The organism is Shewanella ulleungensis, assembly GCF_014648315.1.
GTDB lineage: Bacteria > Pseudomonadota > Gammaproteobacteria > Enterobacterales > Shewanellaceae > Shewanella > Shewanella ulleungensis.
In genome coordinates, this window is sequence record NZ_BMQW01000003.1 from 320,231 (window position 1) to 336,774 (window position 16,544).

Below are 16,544 nucleotides of genomic sequence, written 5' to 3' on the forward strand. Positions count from 1 at the left end.
GGAACCCTATGCCTCCAAAGTTAGAAACCAATGCAAGCCCTGTGATAGATGACACACTACCTTTTGCAACAAGTTTGCAATTGGTAGTAGGGCAAGCCTCTGAAAAAGGTCATAAATCGCAAAACGAAGATGCGATAGGCATACGTATCCCTAGCGGTGTATCGCTCATGACCAAAGGCATAGTTAGTGTGATTAGTGATGGAGTCAGTACGGCAGAGGGAGGCGCACAAGCATCGGCTATTAGTGTGAGTAACTTTTTAGCCGATTATTACTCCACACCAGATAGCTGGAGTGTACAAACCTCTAGCGCTAAAGTGTTGACCGCATTAAATCGTTGGTTGTATGGGTTAGGGCAAGATTATCGCGATGCCAGACGAGGTTTTGTGTGTACCTTTAGTGCATTAGTGTTTAAGTCGTGCACTGTGCACATGTTGCATGTGGGCGATTCACGTGTCTATCGGTTTCGCCGTGGTGAGCTAAGCCAATTAAGTCATGATCACAGCACAAAAATAAATTCATCACATCAATATTTAACCCGTGCATTAGGGATGGATGTCAAACTAGATGTTGATTACAAAGCGTTAACCGTCGAGCAAGACGATCTTTATCTACTCACTACCGATGGTATACACGACCAATTTACAGAGTTTGAGTTACTGCAAAAAATAAGTAGTTTTTATCAATTGCATCCTCAATTAAGTGATGATTTATGTGAGCAGTTTTGCCATAAACTCATTAAAAAAGCATTTGAGCTTGGCAGTAAAGATAACCTGAGCGCGCAATTATTGTGTGTTCAACAATTGCCTAAACAAGCCATTGATGATGTGTATCATCATTTATCGCAACGTCCATTTCCGCCTCCGCTGAGTGTAGGAATGAAACTTGACGGCTATCAAGTCACTCACATTATTCATCAATCTCAACGTAGCCAGGTGTATCGTGTTGAGAATAACCAGCAGCAAGCTTTTTGCATGAAAACGCCTTCAGTCAATTACATTGATGATGCAGCTTATATTGAACGCTTTATGCTAGAAAGCTGGATTGGCCAGCGCATCAACAGTACCCATGTGGTTAAAGTTGTTGAGCAGCATAAACCTAAATCGGCTTTGTATTATTTGACCGAATACCTTACTGGAGTAAGTTTAGCACAATGGCTGGTTCAGCATAAAAAAGCCCCGGTAGAAGATGTGCTATTACTGCTTAAACAAATCGAGTTAGGGGTAAGGGCATTTCATCGCAGAGAAACGCTGCATCAAGATTTGAAGCCGGATAATATTTTTATTACCCGTGATGGCGTGGTAAAAATTATCGATTTTGGCTCATGTTATATCAAAGGCGTTGCCGAAATTAGCACCCCGCTAACACGCGATCATATTTTGGGGACAGCAGATTACACTGCACCAGAGGTTATATTGGGTTTTCAGGCTGATGGACGAGCAGATCTGTTTTCTCTTGCTGTGATTGCCTATGAAATGTTAGCCGGTGAATCCCCCTTTAAAGGCAAACTCAGCAAGTGTAATACCAGACAAGCTTTTTCAAGATTAGAATACGTCAATGTGCACCAACTCAATCCTATGGTGCCCATCTGGATAGACCAAGCATTAAAAAAAGCATTAAGTATTGAGCCAAATTTGCGCCAGGCAGACACCTGCGAGTTTATCCACCAATTAACCACCGCTAGCGCTCAACAGCGCCCAAAACATTTTGTGCCTCTTATCAACCGCAATCCCGTCAGATTTTGGCAAGCCACTTCAATTGTCCTGCTTCTGGCTTTAATTACCAGTTTATTGGTTTAACATATGGTGATTAAAATAATATCGTCATTTTCTGGATAAAATTAGCTATGACTTAATTCTGTTAACTACACTATGCTTAACTTAGCTAATGAATTTGTATTAATACTAAAGTGTTATTTTTTTATGGTGATGGCTCTTTTGGCTTATTTTCAGTAATGATGATGATTGGTAATATTCACATGTTGGAATGTTACTTGGCATTGAAGTCGGTTAGTTAGTTCACATGGAGTGTTTGGGATGTTTAAAGTCGTAAATTGGATGTTAGTGTCACGATCTCAGTTGCTAATTGATTTACTTGAATGCCGCTGGCCTCAAGAGTTTTTAGTTAAATTAACCCAGGCTCAACCAAGTAATATGTCAAACAAGCTGGCTGATGAAGCTATTTCAGTGGTTTTTTTCGACCTATCAACCATCGATATCCAACAAGCTTATCAATTACAGCGTCTTATTGAGCGAGAATATTGCTCTATTCATACCGTGTTTATTAATTTCCCTAAACAACTCGATACACGTTTTCTTATCCACCCCTCGACGACTCTAGGGGTGTTTTATGCCGACACCAGCTTAACGGAAATCAGTTTGGGGTTGAATGACATCATGAAAGGGCGCAGTGTGATGCCCCAAGACTTATTACATTCTATGATGAATGATGATAATGAACCAGAAGGCGATCAATTGACTATTCGCGAACGTGAAGTATTGCACGCCTTATTATCAGGAAGTACTAATTTAGATATCGCCAATCAATTATTTGTGAGTGAATCAACAATTAAAACTCATTTATATCGAGCATTTAGAAAAATTGGCGTTTCCTGCAGAGGTCAAGCGATCGCATGGGCACAGACTCACATGCACGAGGTCAGAGTTTAAATGGGCTAAGGCTTGATTATAAACAAAATAAAATGGGTATCAGTTGATACCCATTTTTGTGTCAGTTTTTTGTGATGAGTTTTACCGTGGCTAATGTATCAGCGATGAGCTTAACCATGAATTAGTGTAACCACAGTGCAGTTTTAGAAGCATCGTTAATCGTTAATGAAATGGTATCTGCTACAGCCTCACAAACTGGCATTTGACCTTGCATTAATTCATCGCGTCTAAACCAATGTAAATTAAGTTTTTGGCCTACAGTGTAGCTTTGTAACTGTAGCTCAAACTGGGCATTAACTTGTAAATTATCAGCGGCAATCAGCAAATCACCAGCGCTTAATCCCGCTTGATGCGCAGGGCTGTTTTGGCTAACCATTAACACTTTAAGGCCAAGTGATTCTGATTTTGTTTTGGCGCCGAAGGCAATTTTATAGCCTTTAGCCTCTCCGCCACCTAAATCTGCTGTTCCTTCACTGGCTCGTACGGTCATGTTCACTCCGACCTGTTCGAGTAAGTGACTTAACGGAAGATCTTGTTTGTTGTCTAAATAAGCAAAAATGTCATCACATGGGCGGTTAAGCAGTTTTTCAACTATATGCTGGTGACTCATATTATTAGTGCCAATTTGCGGCAATCCATATTGTTGCCATAATGCGCGCATCACATCATCTAAACTGTGCTTGCCTTGGGTTTCTATGCGGATGGTTAAGTCTAAATACAACGCAAATAGTGCACCTTTGGTGTAATAACTGACAATGGCATTAGCGGCATTTTCATCTTGCTTGTAAAACTTAGTCCAAGCATTAAAGCTCGATTGTTTTAGGGTTTGTTTAAATCGTCCTTGGCCGCGATACACTCGAGTCATAATTTGACTCAGCAGGGTTAAATAACTTTTTTCATCGATACATTTTGATTTAAAGGTAATTAAATCATCGTAGTATGAGGTAATCCCTTCATAAGCCCATAACTGCTCAGTGTACGACTCTTGCGATAAATCAAATGGGGTAAACTCAGCGGGTTTAATACGTTTGACGTTCCATGAATGGAAGTATTCGTGGCTGCAAAGTGACAAATAGGTGCGGTAGCCTTTATCAACAGGCGCATCGAGCGACAAAGGTAAGTCGTTACGTGAGCACATTAAGGCGGTTGAGGCTTTATGTTCTAAGCCGCCAAAGCCGTTATCTAATACTGTGGTCATAAACACATAACGCTCAAACGGTGCTGGCGTACTAAATAAATTGATTTGATACTCGCAAATGGCTGTTAAATCCTTAGCCAGGCGAGCCATATTGGCGCGATGCTTACCACTGAGTACAATGTCGTGTGGCACGCCTGCGGCGTAAAAGGTTTCTATACTGAGCTCGCCCATTTCAACGGGGTGATCGATTAAGTCATCATAGTTCGGGGCGTTAAAGTCGCCAAAACCAAATTGCTCGCCAGCAGTTCTATTCATGCTGGTGGCTAAAGTCCAATGGCTTAACTCGGTTAAAGCGGGTTTGGCTATGGTGACCTGGTGCGGTTGATCCTCAAGCCCTTTGGCAGCTATAAAGACGCTACTGCCGTTAAAGAAGCCGTGGTTTGTATCAAGGTGGGCGGTACGTACAGATAAATCCCAGGCGTAAATTTGATAGCACAATACGATGTCGCTACCCTGGTTGTTTACTTGCCAGGTTTGTTTATCTAACTGGGTGACGGTTAAAGCTTGTAGATTTTCTGTGGCGTCAATTTCGATAATGTTTTTAGCAAAATCACGGATCATGTAGCTGCCAGGTAACCAAGCCGGTAAGCAAAAAATTTGCGATGGTGAAGCTTGGGTGATGGTGAGAGTGACTTCAAATAAATGCGCTTTAGGATCGATCGCATGGATATGATAATGCATAAAGATTTCCAAATAGTAGAAGCGTTGCAATCAAAAGGATTGAGCTATAATCGACAATGCTGCCAAAATTGACTCACTTAAGCAAACGAATCCCATTTTCTGTAAAAGATTGATGATTAAATGAGTTTTTTCTGGAGTCAGAGATCAAAGACTTGTTACTATTATCAGTAGCAAAATGCTGTCATTCATTGAGGACCGTTAAATGGCCGAAGAAACCATATTCAGTAAAATTATTCGTCGTGAAATTCCAGCCGATATTTTATATCAAGATGAACTCGTCACTGCATTTCGTGATATTGCTCCTCAAGCGCCAACGCACATACTTATTATTCCTAATCATTTAATTGCGACTGCAAATGATGTCAAAGCATCAGATGAAAAAGCGCTAGGGCGTATGATGACCGTTGCAGCAAAATTAGCAGATGAGGCTGGTATTGCAGAAGATGGTTATCGGTTAATTATGAATTGCAATAAACATGGTGGCCAAGAGGTATATCATATTCATATGCATCTTTTAGGCGGAAAGCCATTAGGCCCAATGCTGAGCCGCGACTAATGAAAATTAACAGTGATTTTTTCCCGTTAACTGAAGTGGCCACACGTTTTGTAAACCAATTAGCTCAGTGCCGCCGCTTAGGATTAAGTGTTAAAGAAGCCAGTGAGCATCACGTGTTAATTGAGTTGCCATATAGCCAAGATATTATTGGTTATCCAGACACGGGTGTTATCCATGGCGGGGTCATTACCACTCTAATCGATACCGCCTGTGGCACCGCTGTGGTGTGCGCCATTTTAAAAAAATATCAATCGCTTGAGTTATCGCCAACATTAGATTTACGGGTTGATTACATGAAGCCTGCCGAACCGCTCAAACCGGTCTATGCCTTTGCAGAGTGTTACCGTTTATCGTCAAGTGTTGCGTTTACCCGTGCGATTGCTTATCAAGAAAGTATTGATGAACCCATTGCCCATGCGGTAGGTTCGTTTATGCGTATTAGCCCAGAAATGGTTGGTGAAGAGTTTCGTCAAGCATTAATGGGTAATTTGCCGGAGAGTCAGCATGACTGAACAAACAACCCCAGAGGCATCAAGTGAGTTGGATGTTCAAGATGTAGTAAAGCGCGCGATTGAATTAAATGATTACAGTTATTTGCTTGAAAAAGTACCGTACTCACAATTTATAGGTATGTCAGTAGCTCGTTTCGGCGATGAAATGGTATTTAGATTACCCGCAAAAGATGACAATATCGGTAATCCAATTTTACCTGCTATCCACGGTGGCGTGATTGCGGGTTTTATGGAAATGTCGGCTATTGTGCAATTAATGGTGTTTATGCAAGCGAAAAAAGTGCCTAAAATTGTCGACTTTTCAATTGACTATTTGCGTGCAGGTTTGCATCAAGATACTTTTGCAGAATGTAAAATCACTCGACAAGGTCGTCGAGTGGCCAATGTCAGCATTAATTGTTGGCAAACTAACCGTAAGCAATTGATTGCTACAGCTAGGGCCCACTTTTTGTTAGATTAGTTGTGTTATATACCTAGTAACAATAAAGGAAAAGACTATGAAACTCACATCAATTATCCTATTCGCATCAACATTGTTACTTGGCGCTTGCGCCCACAATACCGCAGGTATTGCTGTTGATTCTACTGGGCAAGTCAGAGTTGACAGTTCATCGTTTGCCAGTGATATAAATGTCACTGACATATCATCAATCATGGTGGCAGATTTAATTAAAGCGTCGGCACTCATTCAAAGTAAAACGAGCACAGATTTTCGTGTGCAATACAAATTTACTTGGTTTGATGCTAATGGTTATACCATTGAAGATGAAGCAAGTAGTTGGAAGTCCGTAAAATTGCATGGAATGCAACAGCTGCAGGTGAGCGCTGTTGCCCCTAATACCCAGGCAACTCATTTTGAAATATACGTGCGCGAAACCTATTCTTATTAGTGCTTCACAGCCGTATCAATGTGTATTTTGTATACTTGTTATGCAGCTTGTTTCATGTCTAAAGGACACTGACAAAACGCCTACATTGGTAAAGTGTTTTTTGTGTTATCAAATTGTATAACGGATCGTGTAATCATATTTTAGATAGTTTATACTCGTGGCCGCCAAGGGGTGTTCAGTAACACTGAACTGAGATGTCTATAAGACGAACCCTTAGAACCTGATCCGGCTTATACCGGCGTAGGAATGGGCCACACTATCTTTAAGTGCACCTCTTATTCGCTACTCTTGCCGGATCTCAAAATAACTATTTGAGGTCCTATGTTCACGAAAAAATCTATCGGGTTATCCCACACGCCAATTGCTTTAGCGGTTATTGCTGCATTGAGCTCGCCTATTGTTATGGCTAAAACTGCAGATGTTGAGCAGGTCACGCCAGAATATGAAAAAATGGAAGTCATCGTTGTTAATGCTGATTTTAGTAATATCAGTCTTGATAAAATGCCATCAAGCGTCACGGTTATTGATGCGCAACAATTAGAAGACGAAGGCGCGCAGCATTTTGAAGATGTGCTCAATTCAATTGCTAATTTTAACTGGTCTGGCGGCAGTTCACGACCTAAGTATTTTCAAATTCGCGGTGTAGGTGAACAAGAGCAATACCAAGGGGCACCAAATTCTTCAGTTGGTTTCGTGGTCGATGATATTGATTTATCAGGGCTGGGAATGGTGTCTAGCATGTACGACATGCAACAAGTTGAAGTGCTGCGCGGACCGCAAGGAACTCAATACGGTGCCAATGCGTTAGCTGGCTTAATCTACTTAAAAAGTAATGATCCTACCGATTCATTTGAGCATGGCGCTAAAGTCAGTGTAGGCGATGATGATTTGCGTACGTTTTCTGGTTTTAGCTCAGGGCCACTAAACGACTCTGGTAAGTTACTGTATCGCGTGTCTGTTGAGCAACATAATCAAAATGGTTACCGTGATAATTTATACTTAAACAGCGACGACACCAATCAACGTGACGAATTAAGCGCTCGCGCCAAATTACGTTGGTATGCCACCGATGATTTACAAATCGATTTAACTTTATTACATGCTAATTTCGACAATGGCTACGATGCCTGGACACTCGATAACAACAGCAGTAATACCTTAACCGACCAACCTGGTATTGACACCCAAGAAACCACCGGCGCAGGACTTAAGTTTATTTATACTGGTGCAACCGCATTTGACTTTACCTCGCTAACCTCTATTGCGCAAACAGACCACCACCACGCGTATGACGGTGACTGGGCAAACCCTGACTATTGGGCCAGTAAGCAATGTACATTGTACGATGACGATTACAACGTTACAGGGAGTGAGCCATGTGTGTACGATTACACTTGGGATAAAGAGGGTGACCGTCGTACATTAACTCAAGAGTTTCGATTATCGTCTAAAGATGCAGGGCGTATTCTTGCTGGCACTACCGATTGGTTAGTGGGTGTTTATACCATGAACCTCAATGAAGATAATGACTTGTATTCTGAGTACAACACTTGGCCAGACGAAGTGTTGCAGTCGAGCTACGAAGCTACAAATTATGCTGTATTTGGTCAATTAGATACTCAATTAGGCAATGATTATTTGTTGTCTACCGGTTTGCGTTTTGAGCGCAGAGACAGTGAATATCGCGACAGTAATAATGATAACTTTGACCCGTCAGAAAACATGTGGGGTGGTCATATCGCATTATCTAAAGCCATTAATAGCAACCACAATGCCTATGCACGCATTGCTAGAGGCTATAAAGCGGGTGGCTTTAATATGACGCTGCCCACTGAATTAGCCAACAAAAAAGAGTTTGATACCGAGATTTTATATAACTATGAAGTCGGCATGAAGTCGACTTGGTTAAACGGCCAAGTTGATTCTACGTTAGCGATATTCTTTATGGATCGTGAAGATCAACAAGTATCAGCATCTTTACAAGATCCTGATAATCCACAACGATTTGTATTATTTACAGAAAATGCAGGTAGCTCGCAAAACTATGGTGCCGAGGTTGATGCCAGATGGTACGTCACTGAGAATATTGAGTTTTACGGTAGCGTTGGTTGGTTAGAAACCGAATATGGCCAGTATGAATACAGTGATAAATACGGTTCGATTATCGATTTGTCGGGTCGTGAACTCGCCCATTCACCTAATTTTACTTACAGTGCGGGTATGACTTATGTCGCTGATTCGGGCTGGTTTGCTAATATCAACGCGAGTGGAAAAAGTGATTTTTATTACTCAGACAGTAATGAGTCAACATCAGATGCCTACACCATTTATAATGCCCGCCTAGGTTACGAAACTGCAACATGGTCGGCTTACTTATGGGGCCGTAATTTATTTGATAAAGAATACGGTGTGCGCGGGTTCTATTTTGGCAATGAACCTGATTTAGATTGGGCTGACAAACAATACATTCGTTATGGTGATCCTCGTCAAGTGGGTGTCACGTTCGACTATAAATTTATGTAAGTTCAACAGCGGCACCACCCGGTGCCGCATACCTTTTAGGATATGAGCAATGAAATTAACCGCTGAAATCAGTATGTATCCATTCAACGAAAACTATCTTGATCCAATAAAGTGGTTTATTGATCGTGTTGACAGTTATGACAATATTGAGCGCGTAACCAATGCCATGGCCACGCAAGTGTGCGGTGAGTATAGTGATGTTATGTCAATGTTAGCCATTGAAATGCAAGCCGCCCATAAAAAGTGGGGTAAAGCCGTATTTGTATGTAAATTTATTGGCGGTCAACTTGATCTTAGCCATAGCGAATAGCTGCCATGAATGATGTTATCTTAGCCATTCAACAAGCTTTTAGCGAAGCGTCGGTGATGACATTTTGGGAAGCCATTGCTGTCATGCTTGCGCTCGTCTATCTGATCCTAGCAATGCGAACTAATATCTGGTGTTGGTCAGCCGCTTTCCTGAGCACAGCAATTTATACCGTATTGTTTTGGAATGTGTCGCTATTAATGGAGTCGGTGTTGAATATCTATTACATGGGCATGGCTGTTTATGGTTATTGGCTGTGGTTGCATGTACCTTCTATGCAGGAATCTCCACGCCATGAAGTCAATACGCAACTGAATATTACCAGTTGGTCTTTGACTACCCATGGTATCGTAATCGCTGTGACTGCTTTGGTGTCGATTATAGTGGGTTATGGTATGGCGAATTATACCAGTGCAGCGTTTCCTTATATCGACGCAGCAACCACCTGCTTTGCCGTTGTTACTACGTATTTAGTGGCAAAAAAGGTGCTCGAGAACTGGCTATATTGGGTCGTCATTGATGTGGTTTCTATCTACCTATACTTCCAAAAAGGACTGATGTTGACCTCAGGTTTGTTTATTTTATATGTCGCAATGGCTGTTGCCGGTTACATGATGTGGCGTAAAAAATATCAACACGCCATTGTTAAACAAGATAAGCTTTCTCAACAAACAATTAGTGTATAATCACAGCATTATCAGATTGTTATTGCGGTAAAATTTATGTCATCACCTTTACTCACGTTACCCAGTGAGTTAATTAATACATTGCAGCAGGCTATGCCCGCTGCAATGTATCACTCACTATTAACGCAATGTACTGCCGTCACCTTATTAAATACAGGCTTAAGTAACCAAAACTATTTGTTGTCTTGCCCATCGGCTGACAAGGTGTTGCGTGTAAATCGATGTGACAGTAATTGGTGTGATAGGGTGCTTGAAGTTGAATGCTGGCGCTCAGCTATCGCGGCAAATCTCGCGCCGCAACTCGAGTGGGTGAGTGAAGACAAGCAATTTTACTTAAGTGATTTTATCGCTCAACCGCAAGGTGATTGGAGCCAATTTTCATCAATGTTTGGCCACTCATCAACTCGGCCATTGGCAGTGATGCCTCATCCTAATGTGGATACGGTTACTTTATTGGCGCAATTGTTTGCTTCGCTGAGTCAATTACCCGTGCCATCTAAAAGTATGAGTGTTAGTGCTCAATGGCAACAATATGCCCTGCAATTAGATGCAATGAGTCAACAGCAAACCCATGCACAGTGGCATCACGCATGGCAAACTTTACAGTGCATGAATGTGCGCATAAGACATTGGTTATCGCAGTTAGAGTCTTGTGTACTGTTGCCCATTTTTTGTCACCGTGACTTAACGCCATATAACCTACTGTTAAGTACTTCGTCAGTTAATAGCGCATTGCCTCAAAGTAAACTATTTTGTATTGATTATGAGTACGCTATTGCCAGCCATCCATTGTTTGATTTAGCCAGCACTGTAGCAACGCATAATTTAACAAAAGAGCAAACCGCGCAATTAATTCACAAGGTTATTGTACAATATTGCCAATCGTCAAGTTTGACCGACGTGGCGGCAGCTAAAGCTGCAATGCCTGCTGCGATTAACTGTTTTTGGTTATTTTCAGCCATGTGGGCACTGCTCATGGCGGCTAATGCACCGCAAGAAGATACATTAGCGATGTCTAAGTACATTAAATTTTATAATCAATACTTGGCTCTGATCCATTAATCGACGTATATAGAAGTTCACTTAATTTTGAGGGATCAATTGTGACCAAAAAACTGTTGTTGTTATTGTGCTGTACGATTTTCTTTGTTGGCTGCTCAACCAAGGTGAGTTATTTTTTCCTCGATTGGGCTATTGAGTGGGAAGTCGAAGAATATGTTGACTTAAACCGTGATCAGCAAAATAAGTTTGATCACGTTGTGGAACAGTTTTTAGTATGGCATCGACAAGAAGAGTTACCACGTTACCGCGATCAATTAACGCTATTATCAACACAAGCCAATGACTATTCATTAACACCAGAGCTGTGGCAACAGCAAGTCACTATGGCAAAAGCACACTGGTATCGTATTTTTAACGTTGTGATGCCAGAACTACTGCCCATTATTGGCAGCTTTGATGACAAACAAGTTCAACAAGTGTTAACTCAGTTAAAAAAAGAACAAAAAGAACTCATCGAGGAATATGCAGGTAAAGAGCAAGCAGAGTTAGTAAAAGATTCTGATAAACGTATCGAAAAACGGTTAAAGGAATGGACTGGCAGTATTAGTGAAGCACAAAAACAGATTATTCACCAAGCTAACACTGAGCGACTAACCACCTTAGATATGTGGTTGGAATATCGTCATGAATGGTTGCGACAATTTGAACAAGCCTTATTACGCCGAAATGAGACAGACTACTTTGCGGCACAAATGACCCGTTTACTCACTGCACCTGATGAGCTTAAATCGTCAGTGTATCGAGACAATGTTGACGTCAATACCCATAAGTTTGGAGTGATGTTGATAGCATTAAACCAAACATTTACTGACAAACAACGAAAGCATTTTAACAGTAAATTAAATGAACTTGTCAACGATTTAACCGAGCTGCACCTAGATAAATAACTGAACGTCATCTAGATTAATAAGCGCAAGCTGAAATATTTCGGTGTTAGAGCAGGTCTCTTAATTCACTACACATTTAGGACTCAGTATTTATGCAGGCGTTAATCGGATTATATCAAAAAATTCTACAAGCTATTAAACATTCAGAAGGCTTAGCCGCTTTGGCGTTAAGGCTTTATCTCGCACCTGTATTAATGCAAGCAGGATACAATAAATTGTCGCATTTCGAAGACACTGCTGCTTGGTTTGGCAATCCTGATTGGGGTTTAGGTTTACCTATGCCTGAGGTGATGACAGCATTAGCGGCCGGAACAGAGCTTATTGGCGGTTTTTTATTATTAATCGGTTTAGCCACTAGATTAGTAGCATTACCTATGATGGTCACTATGCTGGTTGCTGCGTTTGCGGTGCATTTACCTAATGGCTGGTTAGCGATTGCCGATGCTAGTTCATGGTTAGCGAACGAGAACGTGATTGCCTCAGCAGAAAAATTAGCCGCGGCAAAGTCTATTTTACAACAACACGGTAATTACGAATGGCTTACTAGTTCAGGTAATTTTGTCATTTTAAATAATGGGATTGAGTTTGCCATTACTTACTTATTTATGTTGTTAGCATTATTCGTAATAGGTGGTGGGCGTTACACCAGTGTGGATTATTTTATTAGCCGTCGCTTACTCAAGTAATTTTATTAACTCGGTTGATTAAATCGCATCAATTAATCCCACCAAACTGGTGGGATTTTTGTTAATATCGACCACATCATTTTTTTAAAGGATTGTGATCTTGGACGCAAAAGAATTGTTATTGACCCGCCAATCGACCCCACGTCTTGTGGCCCCAGCGCCAAATGCAGAACAACTGGCATTTTTACTTGATGCTGGCGCAAGAGTGCCCGATCACGGCGCGCTAACTCCCTGGGAATTTATCATTGCGGTCGATGAGGGTTTAGCAAAACTGGCCGATATTTTTGTTGCCGCCGCCAAAGCACAGGGTGCAGATGAGGCCATGATAACTAAAGCTGGTAATATGCCATATCGTGCTCCGATGGTAATCACCGTTGTAGCCAAAACGCAACAGCATGACAAAGTGCCGGCTATTGAGCAGCACATCGCAGCAGGTTGCGCCACTATGGCAATGCAACAAGCGGCATTTGCATTAGGCATTGGTGCTGTGTGGCGCAGTGGTGATTTTGCATTTAATGCTGATGTAAATAACGCACTGGGATTAGCGGCAGAAGACCAAATTGTCGGTTTTTTATATGTTGGCACCCCAGCCGTGGTGGCACCCACAAAACCATTAAAAAGTGGTCAGCAATTTGCGCGTTATTTATAAGTGCCATAAGGCAATAATCTTAGATTAGAGGCAATAGCGTTTGCCTCTGTCATGCATTATCGACATAAAGGGGAGGCGAAATGGATAAAAGTCGAGGCAATAACGAAGCAAAATGGAGGGGTGTTTTATCCCTATGCTCTTACTTCAACTGCGATGGTCATGCTTTTGCTCAACGCTGGAATAGGCAATAATAATTATGATATTAATGCCGATACAATCATGAATTTATATTTACCAGTAATAGTACTTTTACTTTGCATTTGGATTCCAATGTTGAAAGTTATGCGCTTGGTAAAGCAATAAACTTACTTTAATGCAAGTACTGTAAGTCATTCACTTAAATTCGCACCAAAATACTAGTTAGATACTTATAACACCTAACTCAACACGTTCGCATTCCCCACAAGGCAAAGAATGACACTTCTTAAGTCCTATCGTGGCTAGCCGAAAGGGGGAATGCGTAAAATGTAAAGACTCGTTCCCCCCCTTTTCTGGAGCACAAAAGCTTGCCTTGTTTGATACTGGCGTTACGTCATTGGCTTCAATTTCTTTAAGTTCAGCCTAAACCAAACCCATTACAAGCCGGATCTGAAACATGATGAGTATTACATAATGAGTTTAACAGGCCCCAGTTTTACCATATGCTTTCAAGTCCTTTGTTTATCAAACAAGTTAGTGTCTCAAAAATCTGTTATTGAGGCTTATTCGGTGGTCCTGTTGGCGCTTCATTTGCCGAGATGTAACCGTCTTTATTTTTATCTAAATGATTGAAACGCTTTATGCCGGCCTGAAATTCAGAAGTCGATACTTTACCATCGCCATCTTTATCAAAGCGATGAATGAATTTATTGCCTTGAGTACTGTTTATATTATTGTGTTGAGTTTGTGTTGTTAAACGAGTCTGGCTGTCGGTACTCGTCGTATATTCGTTTACCTGTTTAGTCTTTGGTGGTGTATTTATTTGAGCGACCAATTCAACATGTCCACCTCTTACACTGCGCACATAGTTTTCGACACGAATATAATCGCCTTGTGGCCCACGCGACATCGCTTTACCGGTTTTAGGGTCGCTGCGCTGAGATCCCGCACCATGGACATCCATTGTGTTACCACGCATTTCGCCTAGAGCTTTACCAAAAGCCACGTAAACCGCTCCCGATTCGGGCACTTGCCCGTCAAGATGAGTGGTTGAACTCCAATAATAAGGGTAATCTTTTTCGCCTGCTTCATTCGTTATTGATGATGTATAGAAAATAGGGTCGATAGCTGCTGAATTAGAGGTGTCAGGTGAGCGAGTGTAATCCACAATACTTTGTAACTCCTTTGCATTCGGTAAACGCCAATCGCTGTGGCCTGCTAACGTTAGGTTTTCTGAGTAATGTAGTGCTTCTTGCCAATTCAAACCTTTGTTGCTGTCTGTTTGTTGCCAGGTTAAACCGGTCGCTAAATCAGTGATGGTGCCATCATTATTATCAATGAGGTTGTTTTTGCCATAGGCTTCGTTGCCCCTAACAAACCTAAAGTACATTTTATTAGGCTCTTGAGTACGAGGGTTAAATTTAGGGTAACCTTTAATACGACCATCAACAAAATTTACTCCAAAAACGGTATCGTCATTTTTCATTGTTTTGCCGACGTACTCTGTACTAGACCATGTTTGAGCATCAATCTCTCGCTCACCAGCTTTGGTATTACCAAGGGGTTGATTGAAGAAACGGGTGTCGATAAACGGGGTGAGCGCTTTTTGTCCTTTAACGCTGCCTGAAAATTGGATCAAAGAATAGAGCTCTTTAATGGTAGGAATACGCCAGTCACCATGACCTGCTAATTTAAAGCTGTTTATTTTGAGTAATGCTTGTTCATAGCTAAGTTTCTCACCCATCTGCTTTTGCCAGATTAACCCGGTAACATTATCGGTAATAGTGTCATTGTTATTGTCGGTATAAGAGGGGGGATTAGTACTATAATTAGCATCCTGACCAAAAAATGTATTGGCATTGTCAGGTAATGATATCACTGCATTATTGTTGTAGGATATTCTCTGTCCGGTGTCTACTATTGGGTAGCTTGCTACCTTTTGTGATGTAGTGGTTAGGCTTGGCTTCGCCTCAGTATTAGCGACCATCAAATCTTTACCGAAAATAACATTACCACTGTAATTTTTACGGATTTCTTTTAAGCTCGCTGCGGTATCTATTTCTCCAGCAGTAAAGTGGGTATAAACAAGATTTTTGACATTGGCTTTTTGGGCGAGTGTACTTGAATCGTTCAAATTAAGATGAGCGCGGGTTTTCTTATTACCACCATTTTTGTTATCGCTTTTAGCGCCTTTATTGGTGTTTTTCTTACGTCCACCAATCATTACCATGCCGCCAGAATCGATGATCATATAATCTGCATTTCTCGCTAGAGTAGGGAGTGCTTCTGAATAAGTAAGATCCCCAGTAATGACAATCGATTGACCATTGTAGTCAAAGCGATAGGCAACAGTATGTATGGTATGTGGAACCTGAAGTGTAGTGACTTGTATATCACCGATCTTAAACGATTCTCCACCTTGTATATCGGTTACATCATAAGCCTTGATGCGATCGGCAAGGGTTCTTTGAGTTTTTCCTAATCGATATGCAATATCTGCGTCATACAATTCCAAGTTTGTTTCTGTCAGCTTTTCGGTATTGGGAGGGCCAACAATGGTGAAGTCATTTCGCCCCAATAACAGTCGAATTAATATGGGAACAAACTCTTCGTTATGATCAAGATGATGATGAGTAATAAATAGGCTTGAAATATCACGAATGTCGAAGCCGAGCTTAGACAAATTGGCTTGGGTTCCATTACCCATATCAACCAGTATATGAGAGTTTCCGGCTGAAACTAAGGTACTAGCACTCGCACGGTTTTCATTATAAATAGGAGAACCAGAGCCAATAATCGTGGCCGTCAGTTGATCGGCTGCATGAGCAGAAACAGCTATTAATGAAATGAACATAAAAAGCCCAAGTATCATCTTTTTCATAAAAACCCTTTTTATGTCTATTGGAAGGGAGTCATGACGACGTATTAAGGTAAATAGATTCATCATCATTGCTTCGTAGGGAGTTAATATACTGACTACAAAACCAATTAAAATATAATTTACTTAACTTTAACAATGTTACATAAATGATTTCGATTATCGAATCTAACCACTTAGCTGCATCACGATGTGATTTGCATTTAAGTAATAATTTTTCGTAAT

15 protein-coding genes and 1 riboswitch are annotated in these 16,544 nt (G+C 41.2%); of the genes, 13 read left to right on the forward strand and 2 right to left on the reverse strand.

Annotated features, from left to right (window positions below; translation table 11 throughout):
* The first annotated feature begins 8 nt into the window (after positions 1–8).
* Together IEY40_RS08160 and IEY40_RS08165 are read left to right on the forward strand one after the other, a co-directional pair.
* The gene (locus tag IEY40_RS08160; protein ID WP_188955042.1) at positions 9–1,796 is read left to right on the forward strand and encodes a bifunctional protein-serine/threonine kinase/phosphatase; all 1,788 of its coding nucleotides are present in this window, start codon (positions 9–11) and stop codon (positions 1,794–1,796) included.
* Positions 1,797–2,033: 237 nt separating this feature from the next.
* Positions 2,034–2,666 carry a LuxR C-terminal-related transcriptional regulator gene (locus IEY40_RS08165; RefSeq protein WP_188955044.1) on the forward strand — a complete coding sequence of 211 codons (633 nt, stop codon included), beginning with the start codon at positions 2,034–2,036 and terminating at the stop codon, positions 2,664–2,666.
* Positions 2,667–2,787: 121 nt separating this feature from the next.
* Here the strand turns inward: IEY40_RS08165 and IEY40_RS08170 are convergent, their stop codons facing one another.
* Positions 2,788–4,545 (reverse strand): M61 family metallopeptidase, encoded by a 1,758-nt coding sequence (locus IEY40_RS08170; RefSeq protein WP_188955046.1) that lies wholly within the window; start codon positions 4,543–4,545, stop codon positions 2,788–2,790.
* 202 nt (positions 4,546–4,747) lie between these two features.
* On the opposite strand from IEY40_RS08170, the gene hinT reads away from it, so the two are divergent.
* The 11 genes from hinT (at position 4,748) to IEY40_RS08225 (ending at position 13,303) form a co-directional block, all read left to right on the forward strand.
* Entirely contained in the window at positions 4,748–5,101 is a 354-nt protein-coding gene (hinT, locus tag IEY40_RS08175; protein ID WP_160056248.1) for a purine nucleoside phosphoramidase, read from the forward strand.
* Complete coding sequence (locus IEY40_RS08180; RefSeq protein ID WP_188955048.1) at positions 5,101–5,613, forward strand: PaaI family thioesterase; 513 nt, start codon at positions 5,101–5,103, stop codon at positions 5,611–5,613. Before hinT ends, IEY40_RS08180 begins: the two co-directional genes overlap by 1 nt.
* The gene (locus IEY40_RS08185; RefSeq protein ID WP_188955050.1) at positions 5,606–6,073 is read left to right on the forward strand and encodes a PaaI family thioesterase; all 468 of its coding nucleotides are present in this window, start codon (positions 5,606–5,608) and stop codon (positions 6,071–6,073) included. The genes IEY40_RS08180 and IEY40_RS08185 overlap by 8 nt, the downstream gene beginning before the upstream one ends.
* A gap of 37 nt (positions 6,074–6,110) precedes the next feature.
* Positions 6,111–6,503 carry a YcfL family putative periplasmic lipoprotein gene (locus tag IEY40_RS08190; RefSeq protein WP_188955052.1) on the forward strand — a complete coding sequence of 131 codons (393 nt, stop codon included), beginning with the start codon at positions 6,111–6,113 and terminating at the stop codon, positions 6,501–6,503.
* Between the two features lie 157 nt (positions 6,504–6,660).
* Positions 6,661–6,767: riboswitch (TPP riboswitch) on the forward strand.
* Positions 6,768–6,824: 57 nt separating this feature from the next.
* Positions 6,825–9,026: a TonB-dependent receptor gene (locus IEY40_RS08195; RefSeq protein WP_188955054.1), complete on the forward strand. Its 2,202-nt coding sequence runs from the start codon at positions 6,825–6,827 to the stop codon at positions 9,024–9,026.
* Between the two features lie 49 nt (positions 9,027–9,075).
* On the forward strand, positions 9,076–9,336 hold the full coding sequence (locus IEY40_RS08200; RefSeq protein ID WP_188955055.1) for a YkoF family thiamine/hydroxymethylpyrimidine-binding protein: 261 nt from the start codon (positions 9,076–9,078) through the stop codon (positions 9,334–9,336).
* A 5-nt stretch (positions 9,337–9,341) separates the two neighbouring features.
* Positions 9,342–10,019 (forward strand): nicotinamide riboside transporter PnuC, encoded by a 678-nt coding sequence (gene pnuC / locus IEY40_RS08205; RefSeq protein WP_188955056.1) that lies wholly within the window; start codon positions 9,342–9,344, stop codon positions 10,017–10,019.
* 36 nt (positions 10,020–10,055) lie between these two features.
* Complete coding sequence (locus tag IEY40_RS08210) at positions 10,056–11,081, forward strand: phosphotransferase (RefSeq protein ID WP_188955057.1); 1,026 nt, start codon at positions 10,056–10,058, stop codon at positions 11,079–11,081.
* A gap of 41 nt (positions 11,082–11,122) precedes the next feature.
* Positions 11,123–11,968: a DUF6279 family lipoprotein gene (locus IEY40_RS08215; RefSeq protein ID WP_188955058.1), complete on the forward strand. Its 846-nt coding sequence runs from the start codon at positions 11,123–11,125 to the stop codon at positions 11,966–11,968.
* Between the two features lie 92 nt (positions 11,969–12,060).
* Positions 12,061–12,654, forward strand: coding sequence for an HvfX family Cu-binding RiPP maturation protein (locus IEY40_RS08220; RefSeq protein ID WP_188955060.1), 594 nt, complete (start codon positions 12,061–12,063; stop codon positions 12,652–12,654).
* 100 nt (positions 12,655–12,754) lie between these two features.
* Entirely contained in the window at positions 12,755–13,303 is a 549-nt protein-coding gene (locus IEY40_RS08225) for an NAD(P)H nitroreductase (protein WP_188955062.1), read from the forward strand.
* A gap of 691 nt (positions 13,304–13,994) precedes the next feature.
* On the opposite strand, the gene IEY40_RS20180 is transcribed toward IEY40_RS08225, so the two are convergent.
* Positions 13,995–16,322, reverse strand: a complete 2,328-nt coding sequence (locus IEY40_RS20180; protein ID WP_229777050.1) for an Lcl domain-containing protein — start codon at positions 16,320–16,322, stop codon at positions 13,995–13,997.
* Positions 16,323–16,544 lie beyond the last annotated feature (222 nt).